The organism is Fibrobacterota bacterium (assembly GCA_019509785.1).
Lineage (GTDB): Bacteria > Fibrobacterota > Fibrobacteria > UBA11236 > UBA11236 > Chersky-265.
This window is the reverse complement of record JAEKLQ010000042.1, coordinates 37,062-57,703: the sequence shown is the minus strand read 5'-3', so window position 1 is coordinate 57,703 and position 20,642 is coordinate 37,062. Positions and strand designations below refer to the sequence as shown.

The 20,642-nt window shown below is 61.6% G+C and carries 15 protein-coding genes; 5 read left to right on the top strand and 10 right to left on the bottom strand.

What is annotated here, in order from left to right:
* Window positions 1–24: 24 nt before the first annotated feature.
* On the bottom strand, window positions 25–606 hold the full coding sequence (locus JF616_12520) for a hypothetical protein (GenBank protein ID MBW8888573.1): 582 nt from the start codon (window positions 604–606) through the stop codon (window positions 25–27).
* Between the two features lie 443 nt (window positions 607–1,049).
* Between JF616_12520 and JF616_12515 the strand changes: the two genes are divergently transcribed.
* Window positions 1,050–2,366, top strand: a complete 1,317-nt coding sequence (locus JF616_12515; protein ID MBW8888572.1) for a hypothetical protein — start codon at window positions 1,050–1,052, stop codon at window positions 2,364–2,366.
* Window positions 2,367–2,375: 9 nt separating this feature from the next.
* Window positions 2,376–3,695, top strand: coding sequence for a xylan 1,4-beta-xylosidase (locus JF616_12510; GenBank protein ID MBW8888571.1), 1,320 nt, complete (start codon window positions 2,376–2,378; stop codon window positions 3,693–3,695).
* Window positions 3,696–3,774: 79 nt separating this feature from the next.
* Here the strand turns inward: JF616_12510 and JF616_12505 are convergent, their stop codons facing one another.
* The 5 genes from JF616_12505 to JF616_12485 all read right to left on the bottom strand — a co-directional run bounded on the left by JF616_12505 (window position 3,775) and on the right by JF616_12485 (window position 13,913).
* Window positions 3,775–5,199 carry an NAD-dependent malic enzyme gene (locus JF616_12505; protein MBW8888570.1) on the bottom strand — a complete coding sequence of 475 codons (1,425 nt, stop codon included), beginning with the start codon at window positions 5,197–5,199 and terminating at the stop codon, window positions 3,775–3,777.
* 168 nt (window positions 5,200–5,367) lie between these two features.
* Entirely contained in the window at window positions 5,368–9,651 is a 4,284-nt protein-coding gene (locus JF616_12500) for a cadherin-like beta sandwich domain-containing protein (protein ID MBW8888569.1), read from the bottom strand.
* Between the two features lie 337 nt (window positions 9,652–9,988).
* Window positions 9,989–11,932: a cytochrome c biogenesis protein CcsA gene (gene ccsA / locus JF616_12495; protein MBW8888568.1), complete on the bottom strand. Its 1,944-nt coding sequence runs from the start codon at window positions 11,930–11,932 to the stop codon at window positions 9,989–9,991.
* Window positions 11,929–13,122: a cytochrome c biogenesis protein ResB gene (locus JF616_12490; GenBank protein ID MBW8888567.1), complete on the bottom strand. Its 1,194-nt coding sequence runs from the start codon at window positions 13,120–13,122 to the stop codon at window positions 11,929–11,931. The genes ccsA and JF616_12490 overlap by 4 nt, the downstream gene beginning before the upstream one ends.
* Window positions 13,119–13,913 (bottom strand): hypothetical protein, encoded by a 795-nt coding sequence (locus tag JF616_12485; protein MBW8888566.1) that lies wholly within the window; start codon window positions 13,911–13,913, stop codon window positions 13,119–13,121. The genes JF616_12490 and JF616_12485 overlap by 4 nt, the downstream gene beginning before the upstream one ends.
* A gap of 317 nt (window positions 13,914–14,230) precedes the next feature.
* Here JF616_12485 and JF616_12480 point away from each other — a divergent pair, with 317 nt between their 5' ends.
* Window positions 14,231–14,755: a DUF2892 domain-containing protein gene (locus tag JF616_12480; GenBank protein ID MBW8888565.1), complete on the top strand. Its 525-nt coding sequence runs from the start codon at window positions 14,231–14,233 to the stop codon at window positions 14,753–14,755.
* A gap of 99 nt (window positions 14,756–14,854) precedes the next feature.
* On the opposite strand, the gene JF616_12475 is transcribed toward JF616_12480, so the two are convergent.
* The 4 genes from JF616_12475 to JF616_12460 are packed head-to-tail and all read right to left on the bottom strand — an operon-like array spanning window position 14,855 to window position 18,996.
* Complete coding sequence (locus JF616_12475; protein MBW8888564.1) at window positions 14,855–16,228, bottom strand: hypothetical protein; 1,374 nt, start codon at window positions 16,226–16,228, stop codon at window positions 14,855–14,857.
* 37 nt (window positions 16,229–16,265) lie between these two features.
* Complete coding sequence (locus JF616_12470) at window positions 16,266–17,030, bottom strand: CxxxxCH/CxxCH domain-containing protein (protein ID MBW8888563.1); 765 nt, start codon at window positions 17,028–17,030, stop codon at window positions 16,266–16,268.
* Window positions 17,027–17,791: a hypothetical protein gene (locus JF616_12465; GenBank protein ID MBW8888562.1), complete on the bottom strand. Its 765-nt coding sequence runs from the start codon at window positions 17,789–17,791 to the stop codon at window positions 17,027–17,029. Before JF616_12465 ends, JF616_12470 begins: the two co-directional genes overlap by 4 nt.
* The gene (locus tag JF616_12460; protein MBW8888561.1) at window positions 17,788–18,996 is read right to left on the bottom strand and encodes a hypothetical protein; all 1,209 of its coding nucleotides are present in this window, start codon (window positions 18,994–18,996) and stop codon (window positions 17,788–17,790) included. The genes JF616_12465 and JF616_12460 overlap by 4 nt, the downstream gene beginning before the upstream one ends.
* Window positions 18,997–19,623: 627 nt before the next feature.
* Here JF616_12460 and JF616_12455 point away from each other — a divergent pair.
* Entirely contained in the window at window positions 19,624–20,025 is a 402-nt protein-coding gene (locus tag JF616_12455; GenBank protein MBW8888560.1) for a c-type cytochrome, read from the top strand.
* Between the two features lie 31 nt (window positions 20,026–20,056).
* Window positions 20,057–20,632, top strand: a complete 576-nt coding sequence (locus JF616_12450) for a cytochrome c3 family protein (protein MBW8888559.1) — start codon at window positions 20,057–20,059, stop codon at window positions 20,630–20,632.
* Window positions 20,633–20,642 lie beyond the last annotated feature (10 nt).

Sequence of the window (20,642 nt, the reverse complement as noted above, 5' to 3'; positions counted from 1 at the left end):
ACCCGCGTGCGGGGCGATGGCTAATCAGGGTCCGATCAGCGAAAGGGTAATGTCTGCGGAGGCGGTATTCCCCGCTCCTTGGATATTGTCGACGGAGATGTAGGCGTATCTTCCCTCGCCGGTTTTGACCAGGAAAGATCCGCCTCCGGAAACGACGGCATTATTCGTTTGCGGACTGGTCGCGAAGTTGGATATGGTGAGGGAGAGGCTATCCGGCTTGGTGCTCGCCTTCGTCATCTGGGTATCTTTGATCTTGGTCAAGTCATAATTGGCGGCGAGCGGAACTTCGGGGAGGGTTTTGGCATACACGGGACTCCCGAGGTACAAATCCCCGTCCGAAAAGAAGAAGACGAGATCGATCGTGCTCTGCGCGGCATTGGCTGCGGCGGAAAGCATGACCTTCTTGGCATCGAGGTCGATGGCGCTCCCGAGAGTCGCATTCCCTTGCGCCCCGACATGGACAATGGAATCTGCGCTCCAGGTTGAAGTTGCCGGCTTCGCCGGGTCCTTGGTGTCGTCGCTAAGGCATCCGGTTAACGAAACGCCCGTCGACAGAATGCATCCGGCGAAAAGTCCGGCGGCCGCAAATTTCTTGGTCAGTCCCATAACATTCATCCGTTGCTCCTTGATGATCCGGGCCGAACTTCCCCTCGGCCGCCTGCTTTTGGATTCTTCGGCCGGGAGAGGCCGCGTGTAAATTAACTTCAATATTCTTCGATTACCGCGAAATCATCTCATGTAGCCTCAAGCATTCCGCGCCCGGCAGCTGGGTAGCCTTGCAGTCTGCGCCGCGAACGCTTCATTTAGGCCCGGGTGCGGTTGAAGTTGTATTTATTCGTCTCCATGTAGAACAAACCGGCCGATCGGGGCTTTTTTCCGGCCAAAGTCCCTACATCGGCAGTATGGAAATTCGGCGAGTCTGATATTCCCATCGCGCGTAGATTAGCTACTCGTTCGGCGGGTGGGACTGGCGAACTTTGAAGTAGTCGGGATTCAGGAATCATACGCAGCGTCGTCGCCGCTCGAATTGTGGCGCGTGCGTTTCGTTCATTCAGGAGGTTCATGTGTTGGGATTCGTTCGGCGCGGGATTTCGATTTCGGTGACACTGGGCCTCCTTCTGCCGGCGTGCCGGATCGCATCCGCCGCGACGGGACCGTGCGACATCTATCTGGCGGCGGGAACGCCTTGCATCGCGGCCCATAGCACCGTGCGCGCGCTCTACGCCGCCTACAATGGCCCCCTGTATCAGGTGAAACGGACGGCCGACAACATGACCCAGGACATTAAGCCCATCGCCCCGGGCGGACCGGCGGATGGCGGCGCCCAAGACTTATTCTGCAAGACGGCCTGCGTCATAACCGAGGTCTATGATCAATCGGGCAAAGGGAATTACCTCGAGTCCCAAGCCAAAGGTCCCACGGTGGCCGGCGTGGACGATCCCACCGCCGCCTCTACCGAAAACTTCATGCTCAACGGCCAAAAGGTATATGCCCTCTACCTCAAACCGAGAAACAGCTTTTGGCGGGATGGACATACGACCGGGGTTCCCTTGAAGGCGGATCCGGAAGCCATCTACATGGTGACGAGCGGAAAGCATTTCAACGGCGGGTGCTGCTTCGATTACGGCAATAGCGAACTCGACCGCAAGCCCGATGGCGCGGGGATGATGGACGCCCTCTACTTCGGGAGCAGCTGCTGGTTCAGTTCCGCCGCTTACAAATGCAGCGTCTCGGGCGCCGGTCCGTGGGTCGAGATGGATCCGGAATACGGAATCTTCGCGTCGAACACCAGCTCGTCCTGGAACAGCAAGGAAATATCCCTGCCCTTCACCTACGTTACGGCCATGCTCAAAAACAATGGCACCACGAATTTCGCGCTCAAGGGCGGGAATGCCCAAACCGGTCCCCTGACCACCATGTGGGACGGAACGCTCCCCCCGGGTTACAACCCGATGAAGAAGCAAGGCGCGATCGTGTTGGGCAGCGGCGGGGATTGCTGCGCCACCAACACCAACCAAAGCGAAGGGACCTTCTACGAAGGCGCGATCGTGGCGGGATTCCCGACCAATGCGACCGACGATGCCATCCAAGCCAATATCGCCGCGGCCGGCTATGGAAGCGCCACCGTCGCCGTACAGCCCACGGAGTCCCGCAGGGCCCCGGCCGTCTCCAAAGGATTATTCCTTACCCTGGGATCCGGCATGAACCTGGGCGACTTGCCGCGCGATGGACGTTCGCTGCGCATCGCGGCCCACGACCTCTCGGGCAAGCGCGTGGCCGAGGGCTACCTCTCGGCGGAAGGCCAACCCGTCTGGACCTCCGGCAGCGTTCCGACCGGGGCGTATTTCGTGAAAGCGGTTCGATAGGAGGTTTCTGTGTTGAAAGTTTCCCGGCGTGGCATTTCGATTTCCGTGGCCCTGGGCCTCATTGCGCCGGCATGGCATAGCGCATTCGCCGCAACGGGACCTTGCGATATCTACCTGGCGGCCGGGACGCCATGCGTCGCGGCCCATAGCACCGTTCGCGCTCTCTATGGCGCCTACAATGGCCCCCTGTATCAGGTGAAACGGACCTCCGACAACGCGACCCAGGACATTATGCCCATCGCCCCGGGCGGGCCCGCGAATGGCAACGCCCAAGACAAGTTCTGCACGTCGGCCTGCGTCGTAACCGAGGTCTATGATCAATCGGGCAAAGGGAATTACCTCGAGTCCCAGGCTTACGGGCCTACGGTGGCGGGAAACGACGACCCCACCGCCGCCTCCACCGAAAACTTCATGCTCAACGGCCAAAAGGTGTATTCCCTCTACATCAAACCGAAAAACAGCTTTTGGCGGGACGGCCACGCGACCGGGATGCCCTTGAAGGCGGAGCCGGAAGGCACCTATATGGTGACGAGCGGAAAGCATTTCAACGGCGGGTGCTGCTTCGATTACGGCAATAGCGAAACCACTCGCACGGCCGCGGGGGCCGGGGCCATGGATGCCATCTACTTCGGCACCAGTTGCTGGTTCCAATCCTCCGCTTACAAGTGCAGCGTATCGGGCACCGGCCCCTGGGTCGAGATGGATCCGGAATACGGAATCTTCGCGTCGAACAGCAGCACGTCCTGGAACAGCAAGGAAGTATCCCTGCCCTTCACCTACGTTACGGCCATGCTCAAGAACAATGGCACCACGAATTTCGCGCTCAAGGGCGGGAATGCCCAAACGGGAGCTCTGACCACGATGTGGGATGGGGCGCTCCCCAATGGTTACAACCCGATGAAGAAGCAAGGGGCCATCGTGCTGGGCAGCGGCGGGGATTGCTGCAGAACCGGGAACGGGAACCAAAGCGAGGGGACTTTCTACGAAGGCGCCATAGTGGCCGGGTATCCGACCGATGCGACCGACAACGCCATCCAAGCCAATATCGCCGCCGCCGGTTATGGAAGCGCCACCGTCGCCGTACAGCCCACGGATTCCCGCAGGGCCCCGGCCGTCTCCAAGGGACTGTTCCTCTCCCTGGGGTCCGGCATGAATATGGGCGCTTTGCCGCGGGATGGACGTTCCATGCGCATCGCGGCCCACAACCTCTCGGGCAAGCGGGTGGCCGAAGGCTACCTCTCGGCGGAAGGCCAACCGGTCTGGACCTCCGGCAGCCTCCCGACCGGGGCTTATTTCGTGAAGGCGGTTCCGGCCGGTAACGCGAATTGATTCGCTTGCCGTGCTTCCAGCTTACTCGCCAGACACCAACTATTCTGGTTTAATTTCCACAACACCGCAGGTGCGGCGATTATTCCGCGTTCTCGATGACCCTGCGGGCGACCCCCGTCTCCTGCGCGGCGCGGATCACCGCTTTCGCGACCGCCGGCACCACGTTGGCGTCGAACACGCTGGGAATGACGTAATCGGTTTGCAGGGACGCGCGGGGAATAACCTCGGCGATGGCCCGGGCCGCCGCCATTTTCATCTCTTCATTGATGTCCCTGGCCCGGCAATCGAGGGCGCCCCGGAAGATGCCGGGAAAGCAAAGCACGTTGTTGACCTGGTTGGGGAAATCGCTGCGTCCCGTGGCTACGACCGAGGCGACTTTCAGGGCCTCTTCCGGATCGATCTCCGGATCGGGATTCGACATAGCGAAGACGAAGGGATCTTTGCGCATGGACTTCAAGTCAGCTAAGGTGATGAGGTTCGGTCCGGACAAGCCGATGAAGACGTCCGCGCCCGCCAGCAATTCCGAAATGTTCCCTTTCTCGTCGTCCGGATTGGTCCATTCCGCGAACTCCGCCTTGTCCGGGGACAGGTTCGCCCGGCCGCGGTAAATGGCGCCTTGGCGGTCGCACCCGATCAGGTTGCGGACGCCGACCTTATGCAGCATAAGGCTGCAAGCCGTCCCCGCCGCGCCCACCCCTAAGACCACCACCTTGAGGTCCTCCGCCTTCTTGCCGGTGACGGCAAGCGCGTTCAGGAAGGCGGCGGTGAGCACCACGGCGGTGCCGTGCTGGTCGTCGTGGAATACGGGAATGTCCAGGGACGCGCGCAGGGCCTTCTCGATCTGGAAGCAACGCGGCGCCGAGATGTCCTCCAGGTTGATGCCGCCGAATCCGGGCGCGATGGCCCGCACGGCGTCGATGATGCGCTCGGGGTCCTGGGTGTCGAGGCAAATGGGATACGCGTCCACGCCGCCGAACGTTTTGAACAGCATGGCTTTGCCTTCCATCACGGGCATGGCCGCCAAGGGCCCGAGGTTCCCCAACCCGAGCACCGCCGATCCGTCGGATACGACCGCCACCGCGTTGCGCTTGATGGTGAGGTTATAGGCCGCGTCGGGCTTGTCATGGATGGCCATGCAAACCCTAGCCACGCCCGGCGTATAGGCCATGGATAACTCGTCCCGCGTCTTGAGCGGGATCTTGCTCGTCACCGAGATCTTGCCCCCGAGATGTAGGAGGAAGGTCCGGTCCGAGACCTGCATCAGTTGGATGCCCTCGATCTCCCGGACGCGCGCGGCGATGGCGTCGGCGTGGTCGGGGCCGGCGGTTTCCACGGTGAGATCGCGGATCAGGAATTCGCCTTCCCGCCGAACGATGTCCACGGCGCCGATGTTGCCTTCGGCTTCGCCGATGGCGGCGGTCAGGCGCCCGAGGATGCCGGGATGATTGGACAATTTCACCCTGAGGGTGATCGCGTTGCTGGAACTGGTCGGATGTGGCTTCATGGCGGCTTCTCCCGGGAGGATATCCTAAAGGTATCAACCTGGAGAAGGCGGCCGGCCCGGAATCCTTGGACAGGATGCCACGGTTCTCCCTGGACCGGCGCAAGCTTACCGCGAAGGGACGTTTCCCTGACAACGTCCCTCGCGATCATTCGCGAGGGGTGGCCTCAATCATGGGGGGCTATTCGAAAGTGCCGAGATTTCCGCGGCGCTCAGAACCCGGTTGTATATCCGGACGTCGTCCAAGGTGCCGATCCAATAGCGACCATTCCCGCCTCCAATAGTGCTGGATACCACGAACGGACTTCCGATGTAATCGGCGACTCCTACGTCATTGATGCCATTGACGAAAACGGCCATTCCCTTTCCATTGAACGTGACAGCTACATGGATCCAGGTTTGGGGGGTAGCGAGGGGGTATTCGGCGATTCGGCTTCCGATGCCGTCCGCGGAAACCACCCCAACAACCTCATCCGGATTCGTATTTCCCAGTACGGAAAGCTGGCCCCAAAAGGCGTAGCCGCTCGAATTGATATCTGTCAACATCCAACAGGAAAGCGTAATGCTATCGTCGGTAGTGGGAAAGTTCGGGATTCCGAGATTGATGAGGGCCCCGATCCCGTCGAATTGGGCTGCGCCATTCGGAGTTCCGCCAGGGCTCCTAACCAAGGTAATTCCCGACGTGGCGGTCCCGTTGTTCTTGTTGAACCCGTGATCGGTGTAATCGGAATTATCAAATTTATACCAGGATGCGGGCCCGAACATCACGAAGGTCGAAGCGCTTCCCGATTGGGACCAGTTCATGGCCGCGTCTTGCTCCTGAACGTATATCGTGTGCGGTCCATCCAGAAGGGTGGGAGTAACGGAAGTACCCGTCACGAGGGTCGCTCCTGAGGAAAGGTCCGGGTTGTCGAACTTATACCGGTAGTTCCCGGTTCCGCCGTTGCCCCCGGAAGCCCAGAGCCATCTGGGTGTGGCCAGGTAAACCCTGGCGGACATCGGAGTGACGGATGGAGCGTTGGGCGGGACATTGTCAACCCGGATGACCGTCACGACGTAAGTCAGCTTGGTGACGCCATCCGGTGCCGTTACCACCAAATTAAATGGTGTAGATCCATAGCCCACCTTAATCGCCGTGCTGAAGGCCCCCGCCGTCAGCGCAGTCCCGTTCCAAGTCATGACGGCTCCCGTTTGCGACGGGGTGGCCTTCACCGAAATCGTGGAGTCCGTGGTGTAATTGACCGTATAGGCCGTGGTCCCCGCGGTAAGCGCGGGCGTGATGCTGCCGGGAGTGACCGCCAAGGTGGCCAAGGTAGCGTCCGATGACGCGGACTTGGTGATGCCGATGGCGTAGGTATTCTTGGTGCCGTCCTGCGCGGTCACGACCACGTAGATGGAATCCACGCCCACGGCCAAGGGTATGGCCGCCGAAGCCGTGCCGGAAGCCGTTGCGGTCCCGCCCGTCGGGGTCGTGCCGATGGTCAGGCGCGCGCTCGTGTCTGCAAGAGTAGCTGTCACCGTAGTGGAGGCGACGCTGTTCGCCACCGCCATCCCGGACACGCGCTTGGTCGGATCGAAGACCGGGTTGGTCAAAGCTCCGGCAGAAAGGGTTAGGGCGGACAATTTGGCGTTGGAGCTTTTCGCCCGCGTGATGCCGATAGCGTAGGTGTTCTTGGTGCCGTCCTGCGCCGTCACCACGACGTAGATGGAATCCACGCCCACGGCCAGAGGCAAGGCCGCCGAGGCTACGCCCGATGCCGTCGCGGTCCCGCCGGTCGGCGCCGAGCCGATCGTCAAGCGCGCGCTCGTATCCGCCAGCGTAGCCGTCACCGTAGTGGAGGAGACGCTGTTCGCCACCGCCGCGCCCGATACCCGGCTGGCGGCGCTGAAAGCCGGAGCGTTCAATGTCCCGGCGGAAACGATCAAGGCCGACAAATTCGCATTCGCGCTTTTCGCCCGGGTGATGCCGATTGCGTAGGTCTTCTGGGTGGCATCCTGGGCCGTTACCACGATGAAGATCGAGTCCACGCCCACGGCCAGGGGTATCGTCGCCGAAGCCACGCCCGAGGCCGTACTAACGCCGTTGATGGTGACGCGCGCCGTCGTGTCCGCCACGGTCGCCGTCACCGTCGTCGACGAGACGCTGTTGGCCACCGCCGCGCCCGAGACCCGGGTCGCGGCGCTGAAGGCAGGCGCATTCAAGGTTCCCGCCGAAATTATCAAGGCGGACAAATTGGCGTTAGAGCTGGCGTTAGGCGCCGAGCGCGTAATCCCGATCGCATAAGTGTTCTTCGATCCATCCTGCGCGGTCACCACGATCAGGATCGAATCCACGCCTACGGCCAGCGGTATGGCCGCAGAGGCGGCGCCCGAGGCCGTCGCGACCCCATTGATGGTCAGCCGCGCCGTCGTGTCCGCCACCGTCGCGGTCACGGTCGTGGACGTGACGGTATTCGCCACCGCGGCGCCCGAGACCCGGTTCGCGGCGTTGAAGGCGGGCGCATTCAAGGTTCCCGCGGAGACCGTCAAGGCGGACAATTTCGCGTTGTTGCTGATGCCCGGCGCCGCCCGCGTGATGGCGACGACGTAGGTGTTCTTGGAGCCATCCTGCGCGGTCACGACGACGTAGATGGAATCCACGCCCACCGCCAGGGGTATGGCCGCCGAGGCCACGCCGGAAGCCGTCGCGGTCCCGCCCGTCGGGGTCGTGCCGATGGTGAGGCGCGCGCTCGTATCCGCCACCGTAGCCGTCACCGTGGTGGAGGTGACGCTGTTCGCCACCGCCGCGCCCGATACGCGGCTGTCCGGGTTGAAGGCCGGGGCGTTCAAGGCGCCAGCCGACGCGGTCAGCGTCGCCAGCTTGCCGTTGCCGCCGGGCGCCCCCGCCCGCGTCAGGGCGATCACATAGGTTTTTTGCGAGGCATCCTGGGCGGTGACCAGGACGAAGATCGAATCCACGCCCACGTCCAGGGCAATGGCCCCGGACGCCGCTCCCGATGCCACCGGGATTCCGTTGATGCTGATGCGGGCGGTGGTATCGGCCACCGTCGCGGTAACCGTGGTGGACGAGACGCTGTTCGCCACCGCCGCTCCCGAAACCCGGGTCGCGGGGCTGAAGGCGGGAGCGTTCAACGGGCCGGCGGACACGATCAGGGCCGCCAGATTCGCGTTGGCATGGGCATTGGCGGCGGCGCGGGTGATCCCGATGGCATAGGTCCGCTGGGTGCCGTCCTGCGCCGTGACCACGACGTAGATGGAGTCCAAGCCCACGGCCAGGGGAATGCGGCTCGAGGGCGTTCCGGTGGGTGTCGCCGTTCCATTGATGGTCAGGCGGGCGAGGGTATCCGCCAAGGTCGCGATCACCGTAATGGAATCCACGCTATTGGGGACGATGGCTCCGGAGACCCGGTTATTGGAGTTGAAGACGGGATTGGTCAGCGGCCCGGTCGAGACGGTCAAAGCATAGAGCAAGTTGTTCGATGCGGAGCTGGCCGTCCGGGTGATGGCGAGCGCGTAGGTTTTCAGGGTGCCGTCCTGGGCCGTCACCACCACGAAAATCGAATCCACGCCGACACTCAGGGCGATGGGAGCGGAGGGAACGCCGGATGCCGCCGCTGCCCCGTTGATGATCAGATGGGCGGCGGGATCCTCCGCCGTGGCCGTTATGGCGATGGTGGCGATCGAATTGGCGACGGTCGTCCCGGAAACGCGGGCTTGCGGGCTAAAGGCCGGATTGTCCAAAGTGCCTGCCGAAATCGTCAGGGCGGAGAGGTTGGCGTTGGAGGAAGCCTGGACCCCGCTATCCACGACGGTAACCTGTAGCGTATCGGTTTTGGTCGGATCCTTTTGCGAAGTTACGACGATCATGACCGGGCCCAAGGCCACCGGCGTTACGAGGGCATGGGTGGCGTCGCCGGCCTTCGGCGCGACGGTGGCGATGTTCTCGTCGGTCGAATTCCATAGGACGCCCTGGATGGCGTTCGCGGGATGCACCGCGGCGGAAATCTCCTTGGCAGGCCCGCCTTTTTTCAGGATGAGGCTATGGGCCGATAACCGCACCGAGTCCACCGCCACCACCGAGTCGACGACGACGACCGTGGTACTGCCGGGATTCTGTCCGTCGTACTGACGCACTTCTTGATAGGCGATTTGCCCGTTCCGGAAACCGGTAATCGTGATGCTGACCTTTTGGCCCTGGTAGTTATCATCCGGGATTTTGCTCAACTGGCTTATGGCGGTCAGATGCTTATCGAAAACCGTATCCAGCGCGCCGGTCAGGTTGTCTTTCACCACGACCGTCACCTTGTCGTATTTCGTGAAGGAGCTATCCACGGCGATGTTCAAATAGGTGTGCCCGGTGTCCTGGGTAACCTGGCAGGCCCAAAAAATCACGAGCGTGACGATCCCCAACATTCCGAAATTGGAAAGGCGGGAAAGCTTATTCCATAGCCACATTTACGTTGTCCCTTTGTTCGATGCCGCAATTGGGCATTCGCGACGGCTTAGGCGGATTCTCCCCGACGCGGGAAAGGCCATCATGGAAAAGTAGCAATCCGGATCCTCGCATCATCCCCGCTTGGCCGCCGCCTATCGGGCATGGGTCATTTGCAGACTCGTGGTTGTTTCAAAACTTTGAGCTCATGCGGGTATGAAAATTGGGAAAAAGCGACCCGGTTCCGCCTCGCCCGAGGTTTGGACGCGCTACTTCCCCGAAATGTCGCTATTCCGTTGGGTTTCCGGCGTAGCGAGCCAAGGTGGCCCGACGCCGGCGATTTTCAGGAAGGGTGGCTTTTCAAGAAGGGTGGCTTAAAAGGCGCTGGTTTATCTCTTTGCGCTTGATCAGGTACAAGGACCCGGCCAAAAAGACGGTTTCGAGGGCGACATAGGTCGAGAGGGCCGTGGCCACTCCCGAGGTGAAGCCGTAGGAATGCAGGCCCACCCCGAGCAGATTGATCCCGAACCACGCCATCATGACCACGATAATGCCCAGCACCGAACCTACCGCCATTCCCAAATCCTCGATAAGGCGGGCCGGCTTGGCGTGAAACAGCAAGATGCCCCAGAGTACGATCATCAAAGCCCCGTTCTCCTTCGGATCCCAGCCCCAGAAGCGTCCCCAGGACTGATCCGCCCAGACCCCGCCCAACACGGTTCCGATCAGGGCGAAGATGAGCCCGAAGGCGAGCACGCCGTAGGTCATGCGGGTCAAGGCGTCCAGCTTTTCCTGGTTCAGATCGTTGACGATCTTCTGGATGATGAAAAGATGGCCCAGCACCCCGGCCATGCAAAAGCCCGCGTATCCCAGGCTGATGGTGACGACGTGGGTGGAAAGCCAGAAATTCGAGTTCAGCACCGCCACCAATACGCCGATGGTATCGCCGTCGGTATCGTAACGGCCGGAGAGCATGAGCACCAGGAACCCGGTTATCGATCCCACCAGGATCCCGAAAGCCTTGCGGTTGTAGAACTCCAGGGCCAGGCCGAGCATGGCCCCCACGCAGGCCACGAAAAGGAAGGTCTCGAACAGGTTGGTGATGGGCGCCCGTCCGCCGATGGCGACCCGGAGGCCGATGCCCGTCGCATGGACGGCGACGCCGGCGGCCAAGAGCGCGACCCCCGGCCAATAGGTCCAACGCCGCATGGCCATGATCGCGATCAAGGACGCGAGGATGGCGAAGCCATAGAGGATCTTCGCGAGATAGAAAGGGGCCAAAGCGTTATAGAACAGCTCCAGGTTGCGCGAATTCTCCTTAGACGCGCCATGGTTCCGGGCCGCCACGAAGCCGGCGAAGCGGATCACGGCCTGATTGAACTCGTCCGGCCGTCCCGCCGCGTAACTTCGCCCCATGGTTCCGAGATCGGCCACCGCGGCCCGGTAGGCCGAATCCATATTGGGCCGCGAGACCAGGTCCCAAGGGCTTTGCCACATTTCCTCGCGGCCTTCGCCGGGAGGGACGAGCGGGAAAACGTATTGGCGATAATGTTCGCTCCAGTTGGCGAAGGTCTGGAACAGGCGCATGGCTTCCTGCTCGGCGGGAGTCCAGGAGGCGGGATCCTTTCCGTGGCCGCCGCTCGGGCCGGCGAAAGGACCGCCGCCCGGTCCGCCTTCCCCGCCCATCAGGGGCCGCACCATCATGCCGATGGCCCCCATATGCGAGCGAAGATCCATATAGCTGTAGGGCCCGGTCTTCGCTTCCAGGCCCAAGGCCCGGGCCGTGGCCGTATCGACCCGGAATTCCGGGCTCGGGAAGCAGAAGGAAAACGCGTTCATGTCCGCGACGTACAGGTTCATGTTGTTCGCTACCCGGAGCAGCTCGGACTCCACCGGCGTGCGCTGTTTCTCATCCACCCGGGACGCCGCCTCGGCGAGTTCGAAGAGCTTGTCGATGGCCGGGCCCAATTGGGCGAAAGCATAGCGGCTGTCGGACTGGGGTTCTATCCCCAAGGAATAGGCGACTTCGGGATTGTTGATGCGGAAAACCTTATCGTCCACGGCCCCCCGCGGATCGAACATCAGCTTGGCCAGCCAGGCGATGGCGGGTTTGCCGTGGTAGCTGCTTTTGGAGCTGAGTTGAAGCAAGGTCGCGCGGGCATAGGTGTCCAGCGGCTTGACCCGGCCGCCATCCATGATGGGAAGGGCTTTGAAGGCGTCCAGCGGGACATCGGCGGCGGCGCCAAGCGTGAAAGCGGCCAAGAGCGGGACAGCCAGGGCCGCTAGGAAGTTTCCAATTTTCATTTCATGACCTCGAGTTTGCGGGTGCCCTGGCCGCGTCGGGTCGAGGCCGCGGAACCGTTCAAGTCCGCGGAGCCCTTGCCCCCCGGGCGGCTCCCGTATCCGAAAAGCATCATCAGGAAATGCAGGACCATGCCCCCGAATACCAGTCCGCCGGAGATGTAAGGGACGAGCCGGCCCCGGTTCTCCACTACGGCGAAGACGGAGGTTTCCCTGCCCTGCGCGTTCGCGGCGTACGAGGATTGGTAGAAGATGAAGCCCTTGTAGTGGAGAGGATGATTCATGTAGATGCGCGTCTTGAAGGTCACGCCATCGCTCTCGACTTCAACGTCGCTTTCGTAACTGCGGGCGATGCCGGTGCCGGGGTAATCTTTTTTGCGCACGTCCAATAGCCTTATCGTCATCGGTAGCGGATGCCGTTGCTGGCGCAAGGCGATGCGGACCGCGCCGTTGCCGGACGCCACCCGCACGGGCTCGTCCTGTCCCCCGTAGAGAAGGACTTCTTGCTCGCTCCCATCCGTCTTCCCGACCCGAAGAACGGCGCCGGCGGTATTGTCCTCCGGATCCTGGGCCGGGCTTCGGGGGGAGAGTTTGACTGATCCGGCCTGCGCGCCCGCGCCTTCCTCCAGCTTGCAATTGCGGTAATAGTTGGAGACGACCGCCTTGAGGCCGTACTCGCTGAAATCGATTTCCCGGCCCGCCTGGTCCGGGCCCAGTTCCACGGCGGTTACCTTCCTCTCGGCCCCGGCCTCCTGCCAGGCGGCGAGCTCCCAGACGCGTCGATCGAGGGAGACGTTGGAGACTTCCTTTTCCGCCAACGGCAGGTAGGATTCCTGCGCGTAGTGGTAGGTGATGAATGAGCCGACCAGCAGGAACAGGATGCCGGCATGGGTCACGACGTTGCCGAGGTTCCCGAGCGAATATTTCACCCGGAAGACCATGGAAGCCAATAGGTTCACGAACAACGCGAGGATGACGGCTTGCGCCCCCGGAAAGGGGATCACCCCCCAAACCAGGAAGAACCAGGAATGGAAGAAGCGCGTCTGGGACGCATACAGGCCGTGCTCGGCCTGGTAGACCGTGCCCCAGGCCGTGAGTATGAAAAGGAGCGCGATGCAGATCACGGAGATGCGCAAGGAAGCGAGCCTAGGCAACATGCCCCGCAGGCCGGGGCGGGGGATGGGGACGTTCATTCGTACACCAGCGTGTTGCAGAGGGAGGCGAATTCCTGCCGGTGCTTGGCCAACACCGATTTCTTCCCGACCATCTTGATGAAGTAAGAGTCGCCGGCCGGCTTGGCGATGGCGACCATCATGCTGGAGGCGTCGTCCCCCTTCACGGCGGAAGCGAAATCGAGCAGGGTAACGTCCAGGTTACCCGTGCTCTTGAAGCGGCGGGAATTGGAGAGCAGGGATGAAACTTCATCCGCCGAGTTCTTCAGGCCCAGTTGGCCCATCCACCGCTCCGCGTTCGCCTGCAACCCTCCCGCTTCGCCGGGCAGGGAGAGCACCCCGATTTCGCTGGCGGAGGCATCGGACGAGGTCTTGATGATCGCGTAGTACATGCCCGAACCCGGCTGGGCGGTCCAGCCCTTCGGCAATTGCCAGGCGAGATGGGCCGACGCTTCGGCGGATGCGGCTGCGGGCGCGGCGGCGCCGGCGGCAGCCTTGCTGGCCAGGCCGGCATGGGCGGGGATATCGGGAATCGCCGCGCCGTCGCCCATCTTCCCGGCCAAGCCGGCATGGGCCGGGATGTCCGGGGGGGCTTCGGAAGGCGTGGCGGGCAGGGAGATATCCTGGCTCTGCACCGGCGTGTTGAAACCCTTCACCTCGGTAAAGCTGTGCTTCTTGGTGTCTTCCCGGCAGCTCGTGACCAGGATGGCGGCCGACAGGAACAGGCCGGCGCCGATGAAGATGCGCAGTCGGGCGGCATTGCTGATGCGGGCGGGCCGTTTGCGGGCGGAGTTTTTGTCGCTGGTGTTCATTTCGGTTCGCTTTCTCCGGGATTAAGCCGACGTTCCTGACATTATTTCAGGGCTTGCGCCAAAATGGCGCGGCCGCCAATAAGTCGAAATCAATAAGGAGGGCGGACCGGGTTCGGAAAAAGGGTTTTGCGCCATGATATCCCATTGTCTGCCTGACCTCCTTCAGGATTGAGCAAGAAGCGGACCGGAAGCAGCATCGGCAAGGAGGCGAGACGGGGCGGCCCAATTCCCGGGTCAGGACGTGAACTGGCTGGGATTCGCTACCCTACCGGCCCCGCATTACCGATTTTCAGGGGAGCCAAAAAAAAGGGGGACCCATGCCATCGAACTCGCCTGCCCAGAACCAGGGATCTTTCAACCGACTCGAAGACGCATCTGTAGAACCCGAACCGGATCGCATTCGACGCCTTACCTTTAAGCAGGACTTGGAGCGCATCGACAAGGGGATCCGCGAATCGGTCCGCAAGTATGCGAAATCGGATCCGTCCGCCATCAGCCGCCGTCTCATGGAATTGGATTCCGAATGGCCGGTCGAGCGGGCCCTGATGGCCGGCGCCGGAAGCTTCGTATGGGTGGGGTTGATACTCGGAACGACCATACATCGCAGGCTTACCGCGATGTCCGCCATAGCCGGGGCCATGTTGCTGGCCTTCGCCCTGTTCGGGTGGGCCCCGCCGGTATTGTTCATGCGCCGCCTGGGCATCCGTACGCAGCGCGAAATCAACCGCGAACGCATCGCCTTGAAGGCGCTGCGGGGCGACTTCAATCGTCTCGACGAGGGCCAACCGGATGAAGAGACCCGGGTCGAACGTGCCCTGAAATCCGCCAAGTCGCAAGGGTAATGGTCAACAAAAAGCCCCGGCCGAATACCTCGGCCGGGGCTTCCCTCCTCGAGGCTCCCCGTATGCCCTCCAGGAAAGGGCCGGGGAGGGAGGCTTCCCTTAAGGGTGCGCGGCGAGCCAATCGATGGAGGCTTGCAAGAGCTTCCTCGTGTACTCGTCGTTGTGGGCGCCCTTCGTCAGCTCAGAGTTGATGAACCCGAAGTTGTAGGCCGCGCCCAATTCGCCGTAGGTCCACTTGCGGCCGATACGGTTTTTCAGGTCGGGGTCCTTCGCATAGGTAACCATATTGATGTACTTGATGATGGCCAGCGCGGTATCGGTCTTGTTGGCTGTGGTCAAGCCGGCATAAGTCACCGCGGAGTCGGCCGGGTTGTTGGAGTACAGCTTGCCGTAGAAATCGTGGGTGGCGAGGATGGTGTAGGAGACCACGCCGGTGGTGGCGTTGGTGGACTTCTTGGCCATCTTCCGCTTCACCATGGCTTCGCCCAATTCGGTGATCTTGGCGGCGACGACGGCCTGGGTCAATTTCAACGTATCCTCCAGGTTCGTATGGCAGGCGGCGCAGGCCTCATCCTTGACGTTCATGATCAGGGAGTGGCCGCCGGTATGGGTCGTCGAATCCCACGCGTTCATATGGCATTCGGTGCAGTCGTCTTTCCCATGGTGCCGGGGCGCGGTGGAGATGGGCGAACCGAAGTCGTAGCCGTTGATGCCGTAGAAGACGTTGGATTGGTTGCCGTCATGCACCGAGAAGCTCCGGCCCGCCATGTAGGCGACGGAATCGGTGGGCTGCTTGAGGTTGCCTTTGGCGACGGTCGCGGTGTCGCCGGGGAGGATGGCCGTTCCCAACGGGAAGTACGCCATCTGCGTGAAAGACTTGGTCACGAGCTTGCCCGCGGCCGTATCCGTGTACTCGAAGGAGGTGGAGCCTCGGATCTGGTGGCAGGTGATGCAAAGGTTGTTCACCTTGGAGCCGCCCTGCGCGAAGTCGGTGGCCTTCTGGGTGGTCCACCCGGCCAGGGTGAATTGATTGTTGTAATTCAGCTTCACGGGATCGGTGGTCCGCAATATGGCGTTGATGGTGTCCTGCGAGAAATCGAATCCCGCCATCTTATGGCAGGTCTCGCACTGGATCTTAGTGCCATCGGGGATTTCGGCGGCCGCCCACGGCATGCCGTTCCAGGTAATCTCCTGGAAACCCTCGTTGGTATGGCACCGGGCGCAGAACCGGTTCGCCTCGCCACGGGCGCGGGTGTTCCCGAAGGAATGTTTGGAAAAGTTGTACTGATCTGTCTTCACCGCGAAGTTGGAATCGGTATGGCATTTGAGGCAGGACAAGCTCGCGTCCGCGCCGTTGGCGCCGTTGGTGCCGTCCTTGCCTGGAGGCCCCGCGACGCCGTCTTTGACGTTACATCCGGTCAGGAGGATCATCGCGGTCACCCCTGCGAGAATCAATACCAGTAGCTTTTTCATTGTTCGCTTCTCCTGTAAGGAAACCGTTCGACCTGCATCAGAGTTTCCGGATCCCGTAGCTGATCGTGTCATTGAGATGCTTCCGGAAGTTATGGATGGTTTTGCCATCCAGGGTCACGTCCAGATGGCACTGTTCGCAGCTCACGCCCACGTTATGATTGCGGGTGTCGTGGCAGGCCATGCAAGACAGGGTATCGCTGAGCGCTGCGGTGGTCCGCCATTCGACCTTCTTGAGCGACTTACGGCCCGCTCCGTGGCAGGCGATGTTGCTGCAATTCGTTCCATCGAAGGACATGCGCGGGGCCGAGGCCAGGTAATGGGCCGTGTCCGAGGCATCGTAGTGCTTCGCGAGCAAGGCATCCTCGTTGAAGGACGGATCCTTTTTCCCGTTCCGGTGGGTCGCGTCGTCGTTGCGGACGTATCCGGCGTCGACTCCCTTATGGCAGTCCGAGCATTGGATGCCGTAGCCGAGAAGCCGGGTCTGCTGATCGAGCATTGCCTGGTTCTTGGCGCTGTCGCTCACGAACTTGAAGCCGGGATCCGCCTTGATACGGTAAGTCGTATCGGTGGCGCTTTGCACGAATCCCATCTTGGCGGCCGCGGAAGTGTCGGCGAAGGGGAAATCGGCCACGGCGCGGACGCTCAAGTGCATACGATGCACCGCATCCCGGCTTAAGGGGGCCGTGTGGCACAGGTCGCACGATTCGGCCGGTTTCGCGGTATCGTCCATCCTGCTACAGGCCGCCAACATCAGAAGCGCGCATGTCAACGGCTGGGTCAATTGCATTCGCATGACGTTCACCTCGCTGCCTTTCCCTTGCCTTCATGGCAATCCGCGCAGAATTGATCGAGAGGGGCATGGCAGGTCGCGCAATCCATCTTGTGGAACCGCACGTCCGCGCCATGGTTGAAGCGGTAATTGAGGCCATGCACCTTGCGGGCGTCGGTGCCGGCATGGCACTCCTCGCAGGTGGTGACCGCTCCCTGGTCGTGGCACATGGAGCAGTCCTTGCCCAGGTTCGCTTGCAGCCCGTGGCCCTGGCTCTTCAGCCAGACCGCGCTCATGTGGGTCAGGGGCTTTTCCGTCTTGGTATGGCAGCTTAGGCACGCGACCTCGGCCTTCTGCATATGGCATTCCATGCAGTTCTTCATGGTCAGCAGGTTCACCTTCGGCGCGCCTTGGGCGGAGGAATCGCCCGCGACCAATTGGCCGTGGCAGGCCGTGCATTGGACCTTCGCCGTGACGTGGGCCTTATGATCGAACTTGAGGGTCGGGTCTTCCATCCGGACGATCCGGAAGGCGGAATCCTTCATGACGATCGGCTTCGGCGTGGCGAAGGCGGAATCATCGCTATGGCATTTCTCGCAGGCCTGGAGGGTAAGGCCCACGCGGGCCCCCGCCAAGGTGGTGGAGTTCATCGTTTTGGCGTGGCAATCGGAGCATTGCAATTCTTCCTTCACCACGTGCTGGGTGTGGGAGAATTGGTGGGCCTCTTCGCCCCGGGCCAAGCCTAAGAGCAGGGTCGGCAAGGCCGCAGCGAGGGACCAGGTCATCCGCTTCATTTGGAGAGCCCCCGGTGGAAGTTTTCCTTTACGCCGAAGAAGAACCGATGGTCGCGGTCGTAAAGGCGGTTGTGGAGTAATTCATAGGCCGCGGTGATTTCCAGGCCGCGGGGCAAGAGGAGGGTGGGTTGCAGGGAAAAGTCGTAGGCGCGCAGGTCCGTATTCTGGTCGTCCACGTCGTAGTTCACGTAGCCGGCAGAGACGTCGATCCGGTATCGGCTCTGGAAGGTGCCGCCGTAGCCGAGCCGCATGTCCAGGGCCTTGGGGATGGTCCCGATTTCCTTGCCCACCTTGAGGAAAGCCCCGTAGGCGTTGAGCCGGGCGTCGAAACTTTGCCCGCCCGATCTCCGGTACTGGATGAGGCCGTAATCGACGGCCAGGCTGGCCTCTTCGTTCACGGCCAGGGTGTATCCCGCCATCAGGTACTGGTGTTCGGGGTTCACGAAGTAGTCGTAGGTACGGGTGGAGTCGATCCGGTTGTCGATCATGCCGTAGCGTATCTGGGCTTCGTCGTGGCTGCGTACCCGTGCTACGGCCGCTATCTCCGCCTGGGAGAAGTTCGATGAATCCAGGCGGAACGCCGAGCTCGCGTTCAAGGTGACGCGGTCGCCCAGGCTGCCTTGTACTTCCTCTCCCAGCGTGCCATCGTCCGTGGTCCCGTTGACCAGGCCGTCCAGGCGGATCGCCAGGGCCGAGATGGGGGCGAAGGTGAGCTTGCCGCCGATGAGCGCCTTATCGCCATCGAAATCGACCACGTTCTCTTGGTAAACGGTCGGGACTCCGTAGCCTCCGAACAGTTCGGCCGTCGCGATTCCGTTGTAACGGAGCCGCAAGTCGCCCCCGTCATAGTAGAGGGAGCGGAAAATCATGGGTTCGAAGTCGCGGCCCGCCGCCACGCTGAGCCAGCCCATGTTCGCCGGGGTATAGCTGGCGTTGGCCAAAGCGAGGCGGTTCGAGTTCATGTAGGTATTGGGGCGTTTGTCGTAGAAATCGGAATACCCGTAGGAAGCGCGCAGGGCGACGCCGTTCTTAAGGGCCGATACGTTGATGCGCTCCATTTGGTAGACGTTGCCGTCGTGGGGAGCGTCCTTGGCGTCGAGGACATATCCGCCCAGGGATACCGCGCCGTTCACGTAGTCGGCCCGCGCGGCGGCCGAGACGGATGCGAGAATGAGTAGGGCTGTGCTCAAGGGTCGCGATGGCATACCGTTACTCCTTCCTTGGTTGCCGCCGATAGAAAGCGATTGCTATGCCAAGCCGTTTCCGCCTCGTTCCTACGAGCTTAATGCGGGGCTTCGCGACGCACTCGAACACCGCTTGGAATTGGGTTTTAGCGCGAGGGCCGGATGGGGAGATTCGGATGATTTCTCATCTTCGGCCCGATGGGAACTCATCCCGATATCCTGAATTTTCGCGATTAGGAGGAGGTGAGATCGCGGGGAAGCCGCAAGGAATTCCGCTCCGCCCTTCCGTTCGCGACAGACCGCTCTTCGGCCGCGCAGGGAAATTTCAACGGGAAAACAGAGGTGCGCACCGGAGTCGCAGCCGTTCCTTCTCCCCGGGGTCGGGGAGGGCCCAAATGCAACTTTGGCAAAATGGACCCCGACTTCGCTGCCAATAATTCAGGAACAACCCCTGGTTTACCGCCCTAGCGCGCGATCGCAACCTTGAATCCGGTCCAGCCAGCGCCACCGGTCCGCTTCCGAATGCCGTTCCGATTATTGGATCCAAGTTTGCTCTAGTTGGGATTACGACGGGGAAACCCGACAGCGCGGAATCGAAGCAACGCTATTCGTGGTAGCCGGGAACCGGCGGAAGGAGAGGACAGGAATATGTTGAAGTTAACGCTGGCATCGATGGGGATGGGAATCGCCTTGCTCTGCGCGACGGCCGCGCCCGTGAAGGCGGAGGACGCCGCCGGGCTTAAGCTGTTCAAGCAGGGCAAATGCACGCAATGCCATTCCATCGACGCCCTCAAGATCACCAAGGTCAAGTCGGATGGCGATGACGACGACGCCGTCTTGGATGAGAACGGCAAGAAAATCGATCCACCGGATCTTTCCGCGGTCGGCAAGGACCACGATGCGGCCTGGTTCGCCAAATGGCTGAAAAAGGAAGTCGAGGTCGAGGGCCACAAGCATAAGAAGAAGTACAAGGGCTCCGAGGACGATCTGAAGGTGATCACCGAATGGCTCGCATCGGATCTGAAGTTCGACGTCCCCAAGAAGAAATAAGCGATCCCCGCAGCCGGGAAGGAAGTCGGACATGTCATCCTGGAAAAGCCTTCTCGCCGCAGGCATGGCCTTGGCCGCCCTGACCGTAGCTCTCCTCAGCTGCGATAAGGGCGCCACGCCGGGCGCCGCCGCATCGGGGCCCGGGGCATCGATAGCCTCGCGGCTGGGGCTCGCGCCCGATCCAGTCAAGCAGCCCTTGCGATTCGATCATGCGGTCCATATCAAGGCCGAGGATATGGATTGCAAGGACTGCCACAAGTTCGCGGAGAAGGGGGTGCATGCCACCCTTCCCAAGCTCAAGGACTGCAAGGATTGCCACTCCGAGCCGCAAGGTAAGGATCCCGAAGAGCCCAAGGTGCGCGAGTACCTGGAAAGCGGCAAGGAAATCCCGTGGGTCGTGGTCGATAGGTTGCCCGGCCACGTCTATTTCTCGCACCGGGCGCATATCGCCTTGGGCAAGATGAAATGCTGGGATTGCCATCGGGACATGCGCAAGGTGAACCAACCGGTGACCGTCCCCGACATCAATTACCTCACCATGTCCAAATGCACGGCATGCCACAAGCAGAAGCAGGCGGAGTGGGAATGCACCACTTGCCACAAATGAGAAGGGGCGG

Coding starts and splice junctions, on each gene's coding strand:
- JF616_12520 (MBW8888573.1), bottom strand. CDS start 606: ATGGGACTGACCAAGAAATTTGCGGCCGCCGGACTTTTCGCCGGATGC.
- JF616_12505 (MBW8888570.1), bottom strand. CDS start 5,199: ATGAAGCCACATCCGACCAGTTCCAGCAACGCGATCACCCTCAGGGTG.
- JF616_12500 (MBW8888569.1), bottom strand. CDS start 9,651: ATGTGGCTATGGAATAAGCTTTCCCGCCTTTCCAATTTCGGAATGTTG.
- ccsA (MBW8888568.1), bottom strand. CDS start 11,932: ATGAAAATTGGAAACTTCCTAGCGGCCCTGGCTGTCCCGCTCTTGGCC.
- JF616_12490 (MBW8888567.1), bottom strand. CDS start 13,122: ATGAACGTCCCCATCCCCCGCCCCGGCCTGCGGGGCATGTTGCCTAGG.
- JF616_12485 (MBW8888566.1), bottom strand. CDS start 13,913: ATGAACACCAGCGACAAAAACTCCGCCCGCAAACGGCCCGCCCGCATC.
- JF616_12480 (MBW8888565.1), top strand. CDS start 14,231: ATGCCATCGAACTCGCCTGCCCAGAACCAGGGATCTTTCAACCGACTC.
- JF616_12475 (MBW8888564.1), bottom strand. CDS start 16,228: ATGAAAAAGCTACTGGTATTGATTCTCGCAGGGGTGACCGCGATGATC.
- JF616_12465 (MBW8888562.1), bottom strand. CDS start 17,791: ATGAAGCGGATGACCTGGTCCCTCGCTGCGGCCTTGCCGACCCTGCTC.
- JF616_12460 (MBW8888561.1), bottom strand. CDS start 18,996: ATGCCATCGCGACCCTTGAGCACAGCCCTACTCATTCTCGCATCCGTC.
- JF616_12455 (MBW8888560.1), top strand. CDS start 19,624: ATGTTGAAGTTAACGCTGGCATCGATGGGGATGGGAATCGCCTTGCTC.
- JF616_12450 (MBW8888559.1), top strand. CDS start 20,057: ATGTCATCCTGGAAAAGCCTTCTCGCCGCAGGCATGGCCTTGGCCGCC.